This is a genomic window from Streptomyces sp. Ru73 (assembly GCF_002920575.1).
In the GTDB taxonomy this organism is placed as follows: domain Bacteria; phylum Actinomycetota; class Actinomycetes; order Streptomycetales; family Streptomycetaceae; genus Streptomyces.
On record NZ_PQSQ01000144.1, the window covers coordinates 1 to 13,341 of the forward strand.

The 13,341-nt window shown below is 71.3% G+C and carries 11 protein-coding genes and 1 riboswitch; of the genes, 2 read left to right on the plus strand and 9 right to left on the minus strand.

The genetic code is table 11. The features are described 5' to 3' along the window. Positions 1–108: 108 nt before the first annotated feature. The 4 genes from C3486_RS34430 to rlmN form a co-directional block, all read right to left on the minus strand. On the minus strand, positions 109–1,197 hold the full coding sequence (locus C3486_RS34430; protein WP_103836798.1) for an ABC transporter ATP-binding protein: 1,089 nt from the start codon (positions 1,195–1,197) through the stop codon (positions 109–111). Then, positions 1,197–2,897, minus strand: a complete 1,701-nt coding sequence (locus C3486_RS34435; RefSeq protein WP_374936958.1) for an ABC transporter permease — start codon at positions 2,895–2,897, stop codon at positions 1,197–1,199. Before C3486_RS34435 ends, C3486_RS34430 begins: the two co-directional genes overlap by 1 nt. Beyond that, positions 2,873–3,946, minus strand: coding sequence for a thiamine ABC transporter substrate binding subunit (locus C3486_RS34440; protein WP_103836799.1), 1,074 nt, complete (start codon positions 3,944–3,946; stop codon positions 2,873–2,875). The genes C3486_RS34435 and C3486_RS34440 overlap by 25 nt, the downstream gene beginning before the upstream one ends. 85 nt (positions 3,947–4,031) lie before the next feature. Further along, positions 4,032–4,151: riboswitch (TPP riboswitch) on the minus strand. A 197-nt stretch (positions 4,152–4,348) separates the two neighbouring features. Then, complete coding sequence (gene rlmN, locus C3486_RS34445) at positions 4,349–5,455, minus strand: 23S rRNA (adenine(2503)-C(2))-methyltransferase RlmN (protein ID WP_103836800.1); 1,107 nt, start codon at positions 5,453–5,455, stop codon at positions 4,349–4,351. Between the two features lie 38 nt (positions 5,456–5,493). Here rlmN and C3486_RS34450 point away from each other — a divergent pair, with 38 nt between their 5' ends. Continuing rightward, entirely contained in the window at positions 5,494–6,291 is a 798-nt protein-coding gene (locus C3486_RS34450) for a hypothetical protein (protein WP_146075117.1), read from the plus strand. A gap of 94 nt (positions 6,292–6,385) precedes the next feature. On the opposite strand, the gene C3486_RS34455 is transcribed toward C3486_RS34450, so the two are convergent. The 5 genes from C3486_RS34455 to rpsB form a co-directional block, all read right to left on the minus strand. Continuing rightward, complete coding sequence (locus C3486_RS34455) at positions 6,386–7,516, minus strand: phosphatidate cytidylyltransferase (protein WP_103836802.1); 1,131 nt, start codon at positions 7,514–7,516, stop codon at positions 6,386–6,388. Then, positions 7,516–8,073: a ribosome recycling factor gene (frr, locus tag C3486_RS34460; protein WP_103836808.1), complete on the minus strand. Its 558-nt coding sequence runs from the start codon at positions 8,071–8,073 to the stop codon at positions 7,516–7,518. Before frr ends, C3486_RS34455 begins: the two co-directional genes overlap by 1 nt. Before the next feature lie 206 nt (positions 8,074–8,279). Beyond that, a complete protein-coding gene (gene pyrH, locus C3486_RS34465) occupies positions 8,280–9,044 on the minus strand; it encodes a UMP kinase (protein ID WP_181138791.1) in 765 nt (254 codons plus the stop codon). Between the two features lie 205 nt (positions 9,045–9,249). Beyond that, on the minus strand, positions 9,250–10,086 hold the full coding sequence (gene tsf / locus C3486_RS34470; RefSeq protein WP_103836804.1) for a translation elongation factor Ts: 837 nt from the start codon (positions 10,084–10,086) through the stop codon (positions 9,250–9,252). A 101-nt stretch (positions 10,087–10,187) separates the two neighbouring features. Then, a complete protein-coding gene (gene rpsB / locus C3486_RS34475) occupies positions 10,188–11,054 on the minus strand; it encodes a 30S ribosomal protein S2 (protein ID WP_103836805.1) in 867 nt (288 codons plus the stop codon). Positions 11,055–12,066: 1,012 nt separating this feature from the next. Between rpsB and C3486_RS38440 the strand changes: the two genes are divergently transcribed. Continuing rightward, the gene (locus C3486_RS38440) at positions 12,067–12,606 is read left to right on the plus strand and encodes a M23 family metallopeptidase (protein WP_308461288.1); all 540 of its coding nucleotides are present in this window, start codon (positions 12,067–12,069) and stop codon (positions 12,604–12,606) included. Positions 12,607–13,341: the final 735 nt, after the last annotated feature.

Below are 13,341 nucleotides of genomic sequence, written 5' to 3' on the forward strand. Positions count from 1 at the left end.
GGTCCGGCGGGGCGGCGGATCGCCGCTGCGAGGTGGCGCCGCTGGGGCCTGATCACCGGTGCGCCGGTCCGGCGGGGGCGAACCGGCCGCGGCTCCCGTCCGTACCGCTCAGCCCGCCGCCGGCAGTACCACCACGTCGTCCGCCGTGAAGGCCGCGCCCACCCGGTCGCCCACCTCCGGCGCTGCCGCGAGCGCGCAGGCGGCGTCCAGTTCGGGCCCGCTCTCCGGGCGCAGCCGCAGCGCGACGTGCGTGCCGCGGAAGGTGCGCGCCGCGACCGTGCAGGGCAGACCCTCGCGGGCCGGCACCAGCCGGACGCCGGCCGGGCGCACGAGCAGGCGGCAGGCGCCCTCGGCCGTGCCGTCCGGGACCGGCACCTTGCCCCAGGGCGTGTCGGCGGCCTCGCCGGTGACCGTGGCCGGTACGACGTTGTCGAAGCCGAGGAAGCGGGCGACGAACTCGTCGGCGGGGCGCTGCCAGACCTCCAGCGGCGTACCGGTCTGCGCGATCCGGCCGTCCCGCATGATCACGACCCGGTCGGCCAGCGCGAACGCCTCGCCCTGGTCGTGCGTCACCGCCAGCACGGTCGTGCCCAGCTCCCCGAAGAGCCGCCGCAGTTCGACGACGAGGCGTTCGCGCAGGCCGCGGTCGAGCTGGCCGAGCGGCTCGTCCAGCATGAGCAGCCGCGGGCCGGGCGCCAGCGCCCTGGCCAGCGCGACGCGCTGCTGCTCGCCGCCGGAGAGGGAGCCGACGGCGCGGCGCCCGGCGCCGGGCAGGCCGACCAGGTCGAGCAGTTCGGCGACCTTGCGGTCCCGCTCGGCCCGCGCGGTGCCGCGCATCCGCAGCCCGAAGGCGACGTTGCCCGCCACGTCGCGCTGCGGGAAGAGCTGGTGGTCCTGGAACATCAGCCCGACGCCGCGGCGGTGCGTCGGCACGGTACGCAGGTTCCGGCCGTCCAGTACGACCTCTCCGGCGTCGGCCTGCTGCAGCCCGGCGACCACCCGCAGCAGGGTCGACTTGCCGCTGCCGCTGGGGCCCAGGACGCAGACGGTCTCGTGCTCGGCGACGTCCAGGTCCACCGCGTCCAGCGCCGTGTGGGCGCCGAAGCGCACGGTGAGGCCGCCGAGCCGCAGCAACGGCGCGGCGGCGTCCTCCGCCGCGGACGGTCCGGCTGCCGTGTCGGCCGGTGTCCCGTTCATCAGAACTCTCCCGTCCGGTCGGTGCGTACCCGCTCCAGCGCCAGCAGCGCCCCCGCGCACACCACCATCAGAATCGTCGACAGGGCCATCGCCTGCCCGTAGTTGAGCTCGCCCGCGCGACCCAGCAGCCGCGCCACGGCCACCGGCAGCGTGGGCTGGTCCGGGCGCGCGATGAACACCGTCGCGCCGAACTCGCCGAGCGAGACGGCGAACGCGAACCCGGCCGCGATCAGCAGCGCCCGCCGCACCAGCGGCAGATCGATCTCGCGCCACACCTGCCAGGGCGCGGCGCCCAGCACGGCCGCGGCTTCCCGCAGCCGTCCGTCCACCGCGCGCAGCACCGGCAGCATGGTCCGTACGACGAACGGCACGCCGACCAGCGCCTGCGCCAGCGGCACCAGCCACCACGAGGCGCGGAGGTCCAGCGGCGGCTCGTCGAGGCTGATCAGGAAGCCGAAGCCGACGGTCACGGCGGAGACGCCGAGCGGCAGCATGAGGAGCGCGTCGAAGCCGCGGACGAGCCGCCCGCCGCCGCGCCGGGCCAGTGCCGCCGCGGCGAGGCCGCCGATGACGACGGCGATCGCGGTCGCTGCCAGCGCGTACGCCAGGGAGTTCCACAGGGCGGTCAGCGGCGGCACGGTGAACGTGGAGTCGGCACCGGCCTCGGCCCCCAGCGCCCGGTAGAAGACCAGGCCGTGGCCGTCGGGCCCGGCGAAGGACCGCTCGACCAGGACGGCCAGCGGCAGTACCAGCAGTACGGCGATCACCGCGAGGGTGCTCGCCAGCAGCGCCCACTGCCCTGCTCCGCGCGGCCTGCGCGCCGTGCGCGCCGCGTCGACCAGCTTCAGCGCGCTCTCCCGGCGCCGGACCGTCCAGGCGTGCAGCGCCAGCAGCGCGAGGACGGCGGCGAACTGGAGGAGGGTGAGCACGGCCGCCGTCGGCAGGTCCAGGAAGTCGGCGGTCTGCCGGTAGATCTCCACTTCGAGGGTGGCGAAGCGCGGCCCGCCGAGGATCTGCACGATGCCGAAGGAGGTGAAGGTGAAGAGGAAGACCATCAGCGCGGCGGCGGCAACGGCGGGCGCGAGCGCCGGCAGCGTGACCCGCCGCCAGGCCGCGAACCGCCCGGCACCGAGCACCCGCGCGGCCTCCTCCTGGCGCGGGTCCAGCGCGCCCCAGAGCCCGCCGACGGTGCGGACGACCACCGCGTAATTGAAGAAGACGTGCGCCAGCAGGATCGCCCAGACCGAGGTGTCCAGCCGTACGCCCCACAGGTCGTCCAGGAGTCCGCCGCGGCCGACGAGGGCCAGGAAGGCGGAGCCGACGACGACGGTGGGCAGCACGAACGGCACGGTGACGACCGCCCGCAGCAGCCTCTTGCCGGGGAAGTCGAAGCGCGCGAAGACGTACGCGCCGGGGAGCGCGATCAGCAGCGTGAGCGCCGTGGACGCCGCCGCCTGCCAGACCGTGAACCACAGCACGCGCAGCAGGTCGGGATCGGCGAGCACCTCGGCGGCGCGCCCGAACTGCCAGCCGCCGCCGTCCCGCAGCCCCCGCCCGACGATGGTGGCGACGGGGTAGGCGAAGAAGAGGACGAAGAAGGCGAACGGCAGGGCCATCAGCGCGAGGCGTGGCGCCGTGCCCCGGCGCCACGCCCCGTTCCGGCCCCGCCCGGCCGTCACTTCAGGACGAGCGAGGACCACTGCTTGATCCACTGTTCGCGGTTCTTGCTGATCTCCGCGGGCGCCACCGTCTTCGGGTCGTCGATCCGCTGCCCGTACTTGGTGAACAGCTCGGGCACCCGGGCGCCCTCCACCACCGGGTTCACGAACATCTGCAGCGGCATGTCCTCCTGGAACTTCTTGCTGATCAGGAAGTCCAGCAGCGCCTTGCCGCCCTTCTCGTTCGCCGCGCCCTTCAGCAGCCCGGCGAATTCGGTCTGCCGGAAGCAGGTGCCGGTGGCGACGCCGGTGGGCGCCTCCTTCGGCGCGGGCTTCTTGTCCATCACCTCGGCGGGCGGGCTGGAGGCGTAGGAGACGACCAGCGGCTTGTCGCCCTTGCCGCCGCCGGCGCCGGAGAACCGCTCGTAGTACGCCTGCTCCCAGCCGTCGACGACCTCGACGCCGTTGGCCTTGAGCTTCTTCCAGTAGTCCTGCCAGCCGGACGTGCCGTACTGCGCGATGGTGCCGAGCTGGAAGGCCAGCCCGGGCGAGGACGTGGCGGAGTTCTCGGTGACCAGCAGCCCCTTGTAGCGCGGCTTCACGAGGTCGGCGAAGGTCTTGGGCGGCGCGATCCCGTGCTTCTTGAAGTACGCCTTGTCGTAGTTGACGCAGATGTCGCCGTAGTCGACGGGCGTGACGCGGTGCTTCCCCTTGTCCAGCTGCAGCTTCTCCGGCACCGCTGACAGCCCCTTGGCCTTGTACGGCGTGAAGAGGTCCTCGTCCAGGCCGCGCGAGAGCAGGGTGTTGTCGATGCCGAAGAAGACGTCGCCCTGCGGGTTGTCCTTGGTCAGCACCGCCTGGTTGACGGCCTTCCCGGCGTCCCCGCCCTTGACCATCTGCACCTTGTAGCCGCTGGTCCGCTCGAACTCCTTCAGCACGGACTTCGAGACGGCGAAGGAGTCGTGGGAGACGAGTCTGACCGTCTTGCCGCCGTCCGCCCGGCTGTCGCCGGACGTACCGCAGCCGGCCAGCGCGGTGCCGCCCACCGCGACGGCGACGGCCGCCACCGCGGCCTTCCTGATGGTGCTCACTGGTTACATTCCTCCTGGCTGGCCAGGAAGAGACGCGGCCCCGCCCGCGGCGTCCGGAGGACCGGTGCCGCGGGCGGGGCGCAACAGCATGAGGAGACCGAACTTCCTACCCGGAATGACCCGGGCGAGGTTCAAGGGTCTGCGGCAGCGGCATCGGCTTCACTGCCCGCACTCTCAGCGCTGTGGCGCTCCCCTGTCGGATGGTGTCGTTATAGGTGATGTAAAAACGTTCGACGCCACGGTACCAGCGCGCCGGACCCCTTCCGAGGGCGTGCGGACGGGCAGCCGGAGGCGGGGGCAGCCGGAGCGCCCGGAGGGGCAGCGGGCCCCCGGCCGAGGCCGCGGGGCCGCCCCCGTGGCCCGTGGTCCCGTGGACCCGTGGCCTTCCGGGGCTGCGTGCGGTCAGCGCTCCGAGGCGGCGAGCTGCCCGCAGGCCCCGTCGATCTCCTGACCACGGGTGTCCCGGACGGTCACCGGCACGCCGTGCGCCGCGATCGCCTCCACGAACGCCTTCTCGTCCTCGGGCCGCGAGGCGGTCCACTTCGAGCCGGGCGTGGGGTTCAGCGGAATCAGGTTCACATGCACCCGCTTCCCCTTGAGCAGCCGGCCGAGCAGGTCCCCGCGCCACGCCTGGTCGTTGATGTCCCGGATCAGCGCGTACTCGATGGAGATCCGCCGCCCGGACTTCTCCGCGTACGTCCACGCCGCGTCCAGCACCTCACGCACCTTCCAGCGCGTGTTGACCGGTACGAGCGTGTCCCGCAGCTCGTCGTCCGGCGCGTGCAGCGAGACGGCCAGCCGGCACTTGAAGCCCTCGTCGGCGAAGCGCAGCATCGCCGGCACCAGCCCCACCGTGGACACGGTGATCCCGCGCTGCGACAGCCCCAGCCCGTCCGGCTCGGGGTCCGTCAGCCGCCGGATCGCGCCCGTGACCCGGTTGTAGTTGGCGAGCGGCTCACCCATGCCCATGAAAACGATGTTCGACAGCCGCGCCGGCCCGCCCGGGATCTCGCCGTCCCGCAGCGCCCGCATTCCGTCGACGATCTGATGAACGATCTCGGCCGTCGAGAGGTTCCGGTCCAGCCCCGCCTGCCCCGTCGCGCAGAACGGGCAGTTCATCCCGCACCCGGCCTGCGAGGAGATGCACATGGTCACCCGGTCCGGGTAGCGCATCAGCACCGACTCGACGAGCGTCCCGTCGAAGAGCTTCCACAGCGTCTTGCGAGTCTGGTCGTCGTCGCACGAGATGTGCCGCACCACGCTCATCAGCTCCGGCAGCATCTCGGCCGCCAGCTTCTCCCGCGCCGCGGCCGGGATGTCCGTCCACTGCTCCGGGTCGTGCGCGTACCGCGCGAAGTAGTGCTGCGACAGCTGCTTGGCACGGAACGGCTTCTCCCCGATCGCCGCCACGGCCTCCTTGCGCTCGGCGGGCGAGAGATCGGCAAGATGCCGCGGCGGCTTCTTGGCCCCCCGCGGCGCGACAAAAGTAAGTTCTCCAGGTGCAGGCATGGTCCCTCCAGTGTCGCAGATCAACAGGACCACCCCGGGTGACGGCCGGGGTGGGGGCCGTCACCCTTCCGGGCCGCGGCGGCCGTGCCTGCCGGTCGGGGTTCGTGGTCGGGCGGCGGGCATTCCGCCGCGATTCCGCCGGTGCTTCACTTGCAGCGGAGGCGACTGCCGCCGCGCGGAGAATTCCCGAGCGCGCACACGCATTCGCCGGATTGGTTTTGGGGGAAACCAACATGGTCGACGGATCGCAAGAAGAAGAGACAGCCACCCACGACGACGGCGCCACCCGGCGCAAACACCTCTGGGAAATACTCGGGGTCGCCGCAGCCGTCGCCGGCGTCGTCATCGGGCTGATTCAGGTGTGGCCGAAGCCCGCGTTCACCCTTCAGGACTGGGCCAAGGAAGCGAACGCCGTGTGCGCGGAGACGTCGGGCGACTCGGAGGACGCCGCGCGGGCCGCCAACGACGCCCTGTCGATGACGCTCTCCTCCCTGCAGCAGGGAACCGCCACACCGCAGCAGTTCTTCATCACGGGCAACCTCTATTACCGCATGGCCGGGCTGCAGAACAAAGCGGCGGGAAATCTGAGCAATATCCACCCGCCCAGTTCGCGGGCCGACGAAACAGAAGCGGTCGTACGGGACATGCGGGAATCCGACCGCATGATCTACCAGGGCGCCGAATTGCTGCGGCATGTGAACACCCAGTACCCACAGGAAACGGTGAACGCCTTCTCACAGCTGGCGAACACATACAACGAAAAGGGCAGGAGCATCAACCGGCGGCTGGTGGACCTGGGCGCCCGTGATTGCCTGCCGAACGTACAGGCACCGTGACGTGGCACCGGCCGCACGCCGGCCGGTGCACGCGAAAGCCCCCTGCCGGCGGCGTGCCGTCGGACAGGGGGCTTGTCGTCTGCGTACGGCCCGGTCAGCCCGTCCCCACGAAGACGACCAGGAGGAGCCAGACCACCGGGGCCGTCGGGAGGAGGGAGTCCAGGCGGTCCATGATGCCGCCGTGGCCGGGGAGCAGGGTGCCCATGTCCTTGATGCCGAGGTCCCGCTTGATCATGGATTCGCCGAGGTCGCCGAGGGTGGCGCTGGCGGCGACGGCGAGACCCAGGAGCAGGCCCTGCCACCACACGCCGTCCTCGATCAGGAACTGCATGCAGAGCGCGCCCGCCGCCATCGCGAAGGTCACCGCGCCGACCAGGCCCTCGCGGGTCTTGCCGGGGCTGATGCGGGGGGCGAGCTTCTTCTTGCCGAAGCGCCAGCCGACGGCGTACGCGCCGGTGTCGCTGACGACCGTGAGCAGCAGGAAGGTGAGGACCCGCCACGGCCCGTCCGCGTCCGCCGCGAGCATCAGGGCCACGAAGGTGGCCAGGAACGGCACGTAGAACGCGGCGAAGACGCCCGCCGTGACGTCCCTCAGGTAGTGGTCGGGGGCGTCGGTCATCCGCCAGACCAGGACCGCGAGCGCGGTGAGCGCCATCGCTACCCAGGCGCCCTCGGCCCCGCGTACGTAACCGGCGACGACCATGGCCGTTCCGCCGACCGCGAGCGGCACGAGGGGCACGCGGATGTCCTTGCGCTCCGCGAGCCGGGAGGTCAGCTCCCACAGCCCGACCACGACGGCGACCGCGATGACGCCCACGAAGACCGGCTTGTAGACGAACAGCGAGAGCACGATGACGGCGCCGAGGCCGACGCCCACCCCTATCGCGGCCCGCAGATTGCGGCCCGCGCTCTTCTTCGCCGGCTTCTCCGGGGAGGGGCTGTCGTCCGGGGCCGGCGGCGATGTGGGCATGGGTTCCTGGGGCTGGTCATCGTGGAAGAGGGGGCCACTCAGCCGAGCGGCCCCCCGTTCGTCCCGGTGGTCGTCCTGGTCTCCGCCTGCGTCGGGCACGGTGGGCATGGGCCGAGTCTGCGCTGCCGCGGCCCACTCGTGCGCGGGACCCGCCGACGGGGCGGCCGGTACGGAGCCAGGTGGCCACGGACCGGCGCCGGGTGGGGTCCCGCCTGCCGAGGGCGAGGGGCGGGCCCCCCAGGATGACTCGTTCATCAGACCTCGAGCAGCTCGGATTCCTTGTGCTTGAGCAGCTCGTCCACCTGCGCGACGTACTTCGCGGTGGTGTCGTCGAGCTCCTTCTCGGCCCGGCGGACCTCGTCCTCGCCGGTCTCCTTGTCCTTGACGAGCTTGTCCAGGGTCTCCTTGGCCTTGCGGCGGACGCTGCGGATGGAGATCTTCGCGTCCTCGCCCTTGCCCTTGGCGACCTTGATGAACTCCCGGCGGCGCTCCTCGGTGAGCTCGGGGAACGTCACCCGGATGATGTTGCCGTCGTTGCTCGGGTTGACGCCGAGGTCGGAGTCGCGGATGGCCTGCTCGATGTTGCGCAGCGCGCTCTTGTCGAACGGGGTCACCACGGCCATCCGCGGCTCGGGCACCGAGAACGACGCCAGCTGGTTGATCGGCGTCATGGCGCCGTAGTAGTCCGCCACGATCTTGTTGAACATCGCCGGGTGCGCACGCCCGGTGCGGATCGCGGCGAAGTCCTCCTTGGCGACCACGACGGCCTTCTCCATCTTCTCCTCGGCCTCGAGGAGGATCTCTTCGATCACCACTTGCTCCTGGTCTTAATCGTAAGAAGCAGAGCCTCGCCCCTGCGCGCGTCTTCTCCTGCACGGTGTCCGACCGGCAGGCGGTTGTCCATCCCCGTGCCGGGGTCTTCCCCCGGCCGGGAGTTGCCGCGCGTACGGGTGTGCCGCCCGTACGGCACGTACGGACGGGCATGTGCTGCCCGTACGGATCGCGGCGGTGCGGGCCGTCAGGCCCTGGTGCCCTGATCGCTGACGAGCGTGCCGATCTTCTCACCCTTCACGGCGCGCGCGATATTGCCCTCGGCGAGCAGTTCGAAGACGAGGATCGGAAGCTTGTTGTCCCGGCACAGCGTGATGGCGGTGGCATCGGCGACCTTGAGGTCGCGGGTGATGACCTCGCCGTACTCGAGCGCGTCGAACTTCACCGCGTCGGGGTTCTTCTTGGGGTCGGAGTCGTAGACGCCGTCGACCCCGTTCTTGCCCATGAGCATGGCCTGGGCGTCGATCTCCAGGGCGCGCTGCGCCGCGGTGGTGTCGGTGGAGAAGTACGGCATGCCCATGCCCGCACCGAAGATGACCACGCGGTCCTTCTCCAGGTGGCGGATGGCGCGCAGCGGGATGTACGGCTCGGCGACCTGGCCCATGGTGATGGCGGTCTGCACGCGGCAGTCGATGCCCTCCTTCTCCAGGAAGTCCTGGAGGGCCAGGCAGTTCATGACCGTGCCGAGCATGCCCATGTAGTCGGAGCGGGCCCGGTCCATGCCGCGCTGCTGCAGCTCGGCGCCGCGGAAGAAGTTGCCGCCGCCGATCACGACGGCGATCTCGTACCCCTCACGGACCACGGCCGCGATCTCACGGGCGATGGCGTGCACGACGTCCGGGTCGACCCCCAGGCCCCCGCCGCCGGCGAACGCCTCCCCCGAAAGCTTCAGAAGGAAGCGGCCCTTCCCCATTTTGTGGGCTTTGTCCGCGCCGTCGGCACCGTGATTCATTGCGCTCTCCTCGTGCACATACGAAGAAGGCCATTGCCGGGGGTCTGGTCAGATCCCTGCACGGCAATGGCCTCCTCGTCACATCTGCGGTCGGCCGATGAGCGGCCGACTGCGTACGACCCTAGCGGGGCCGCGGGTCATTCGCTGCCCTGCGACAGGCCTCGTCCCGGAAGGACGTGGCCCGGCGGCAGGACGTCGGCTCGACTCAGATGCCGACCTTGATGCGCGAGAAGCGCTTCAGGGTGACACCGGCCTCCTGGAGGACCTTCTCGACGGACTTCTTGTTGTCGAGCGCGTACGGCTGGCCCAGCAGCGTCGCGTCCTTGAAGAAGCCGTTGAGGCGACCCTCGACGATCTTCGGCAGGGCAGCCTCGGGCTTGCCCTCCGCACGGGTGGTCTCCTCGGCGACGCGGCGCTCGGCCTCGACGACGTCGGCCGGCACGTCCTCGCGGGACAGGTACTTCGGCGCGAAGGCGGCGATGTGCTGCGCGATGCCCTTGGCGACCTCGGCGTTCTCCTTGTCGAACTCGACGAGGACGCCGATCTGCGGCGGCAGGTCGGGCATGGTGCGGTGCATGTACGCCGTCACGTAGCCGTCGGAGAACTGCGCGAAGCGGTCCAGGACGATCTTCTCGCCGAGGTTCGCGTTGGCCTCGTCGACGAACGCCTGGACGGTCTTGCCGGCCTCGATCTCGGAGGCGAGCAGGGCCTGGATGTCGGCCGGCTTGGTGGCGGCGACGTGCTCGGCGATCTGCTTGGCGACGGCCTGGAACTTGTCACCCTTGGCGACGAAGTCCGTCTCGCACTTCAGCTCGACGAGGACACCGGAGGTGTTGTCGTCGGCGATCAGGGAGACGACGGCGCCGTTCTCGGCGGAGCGGCCCTCGCGCTTGGCGACGCCCTTCTGGCCCTTGATGCGCAGCGCCTCGACGGCCTTGTCGACGTTGCCGTCCGACTCGTCCAGCGCCTTCTTGCAGTCCATCATGCCGGCGCCGGTGAGCTCACGGAGCTTCTTGACGTCAGCGGCGGTGTAGTTCGCCATGATCTGTGAATCTCTTCTCGAAAGTCGAAAGATCTACGGGTGGACGGCGGGGGCGGCGCTTGTGGCACCGGCCCCCGCCGTCATCATCCGATGCTGAGGTGTCAGGCCTGCTCGGCGGCCGGCTGCTCGGCCTCGGCGGCGGCCTCGGCCGGCTTCTCCTCGGCCTTGGCCTCGTCGGCCTTGGGCTCCTCGGCCTTCTTCTCGCCCTCGAGCAGGTCACGCTCCCACTCGGCGAGCGGCTCGCCCGCGGCCTTCTCGCCCTTGGCCTCGGCACCGCCGGAGCGGGCGATGAGGCCCTCGGCGACGGCGTCGGCGATCACGCGGGTGAGCAGGGTGACGGAGCGGATCGCGTCGTCGTTGCCCGGGATCTTGTAGTCGACCTCGTCGGGGTCACAGTTCGTGTCGAGGATGGCGACGACCGGGATGTTGAGCTTCCGGGCCTCGCCGACCGCGATGTGCTCCTTCTTGGTGTCCACGATCCAGACGGCGCTGGGCACCTTCTGCATCTCGCGGATACCGCCGAGGGTCTTCTCCAGCTTGGCCTTCTCGCGCGAGAGCACGAGAAGCTCCTTCTTGGTGAGACCGGAGGCCGCGACGTCGTCGAAGTCGATCTGCTCGAGCTCCTTGAGGCGCTGCAGACGCTTGTAGACGGTCGAGAAGTTGGTCAGCATGCCGCCGAGCCAGCGCTGGTTCACGTAGGGCATGCCCACGCGGGTGGCCTGCTCGGCGATGGCCTCCTGGGCCTGCTTCTTGGTGCCGACGAACATGACGGAGCCGCCGTGGGCGACGGTCTCCTTGACGAACTCGTAGGCGCGGTCGATGTACGACAGCGACTGGAGCAGGTCGATGATGTAGATGCCGTTGCGCTCGGTGAAGATGAAGCGCTTCATCTTCGGGTTCCAGCGGCGGGTCTGGTGCCCGAAGTGGACGCCGCTCTCCAGCAGCTCCCGCATCGTGACGACGGCCATGGCCGTTCTCCTTGTGTTTCTCGGTTCCACCGCGGCCGGGCGGCCGCTGTGCCTGACGCCCCTGCGCGCCTGCCTGCACGGGGGCTCCGGCATTACCGGGACACCTGTTCAGGACCGAGGGACGCGGCCATCGTCTGCGTTGCTGCTCCGCCGCGCTTCGTGTGAAGCACGAGGAGTGACGCGCCGGTGGCGGGGCGTGCGAAGTCGACCCGGTCACCCGGATCGCCACAAGAAGTGTACGGGACCGCCGAACCAGCTAGCGACATGCCGGTGCAGGGGGTGGGGGTGGGGAGTGGAGGCGGGGTGGGGTCGGAGGCGGGGTGGGGACGAAGTGCGGGTGGGCAGGGGGGCGGCTTGGGGGCAGGGGTGCGGGTGCCCGTGGCGGCCGGGCGCGAGTCCTTACCACTCGCAAGGGTGGCGGCGTTGTCCACACCCCGCGCCGTCGTCCACAGCAGGGAATCAAGATCCCCGCGACACCGCCCGCGTCCGTCACTGTCAGCGCATGCACTCATCACGCCATGCACTGCGTCCTTCGCCCGGGCCCTCGCCCGCGGCCACGCCCTCGCCCACGCCTTCGTCCTCGCTCTCGCCCTCGCCCTCAGTCACGCTCACGCCCTCCCCCGCTCTTGCTCCCGCTCCCTCGCTCTCCTCGGCCCGTCTTGGCCTTGGGGTCACCGCCTGCGTCATCGGCTCCGTCATCGGCTGCGTCTTTCTGATCGGCCCGGCCGTTCTCCCGCCGCCGTCTGTGGCGGCATCGGCGCTGGCGTCGTCGGCGTCGGCGTCGGCGTCGGCGGCCAGAGCCGATGGCCCGTCTGCCCCGCGCGGCCATCCGCCGCCACCTTCCGCGACCGGCGGCGCCGACGCACCTCGGACGCGGTCAACGGACGGCGACGTGCTCAGAGGGACCACCGCGAACCGCGCCTGGCCAGTACCGGGAGGCAGAGGCGTGCGCCCGGTCATCACGCGCCCCTGGTTGCCTCCACCCACCCCTTGGGCGGCCGGTCACCGGGGCGTGGACCTCGCCGCCCGCCCCGGCGCGACCGTACGCGCCGCCGCTCCCGGCCGCGTCTCGTTCGCGGGCAAGGTCGCCGGCCGCGGCGTACTGTCCATCGAGCTGTCCGGCACGGGCCGGCCCCCGCTGCGTACGACGTACGAGCCGGTGCGCCCCACGGTCCGCAAGGGCGAGCACGTCAAAGCGGGCCAACCGGTCGCGGTGCTGCAGCCCGGCCCCTACCACTGCGACTCCCCGTGTCTCCACTGGGGCCTGCGCCGCGGCCGCACCTACCTGGACCCGCTCTCCCTCCTCCCCCCGTCCCTGCTGGCGAACGCTCCACCCCGCCTGCTCCCGGTCTTCCCCATCCCCGAACCACCCCCGCACGAGGCGGGTGCGACAAATGCCCGCCTCCCGAACCTCTCCCCCACAGCAACCAGCACCGCACCGGACACAGGCTTGGCCCCAGTAGCCACAAGCCTCGCCCTGGCAGCAACAGCAGCCTGGTCCCGCACCCGGCTGCACGGCCGAGGGAGTGCGAGCCGAGAACGGGGGACGTGAGGGAGCCGCGGGGTGGGGTGGGGAGGCGGGGGGGAGGAGCCACGAGCGGCGGGCTACGGGCTACCGGGGTGATACGCGGCTGGCGCCGGCGCCTGTTTCGGGGCCGGCGCCCGAAGGGAGCTGAGCAGCACACAAAGGCAACAGCGACATGCGCCGGAGCCGCGCCGACGCTCTCCGAGCCCAGGAGAAGACGGCTGACGCCGGACTCGCGCAAGGCAGCCGTCATGCCGGGCCGGGCCGATACGAGACCGGCGGGCCCGGCTGAGCACCCTTCCGGCACGGGGGCTCGGGCCCTGCCCCGCTCCGAGCAGGCGGGTACGGCCGACGCCGGCCGGGGCGACGCGTCGCGGGCGGGTACGGCCGACGTCATCTGGGGCGGCGCGTCCGACATCGAGCACGGTTCACGTCGAGCACGATCGACGGTGCGCGTGGTCTGACAGCGCCGCGCCCGGGGTGACGTGGCCTGACGGCGCCGCGCCCTGGTGACCGGCACCGCCGGGGACAAGGCCATGTCCGGCCGATGCCCCGCCGGGGGCAAAGCCAAGCTCGGCCGACGGTCCGGCGCCCCCGGGAAACCAGGGCAGCCTCGACCAATGCCCGGCGCCCAATGTTCCTGGGCAGCAAGCCAGGGGCGACCGACACGCGCCCCTCTCGGGAACGGGTCAGGCTCAACCCGACACCCGTCTGCCCGACGCCCCGGCACGGGGAACGGGCCTGTGGGCCCGCCGTGGAGGC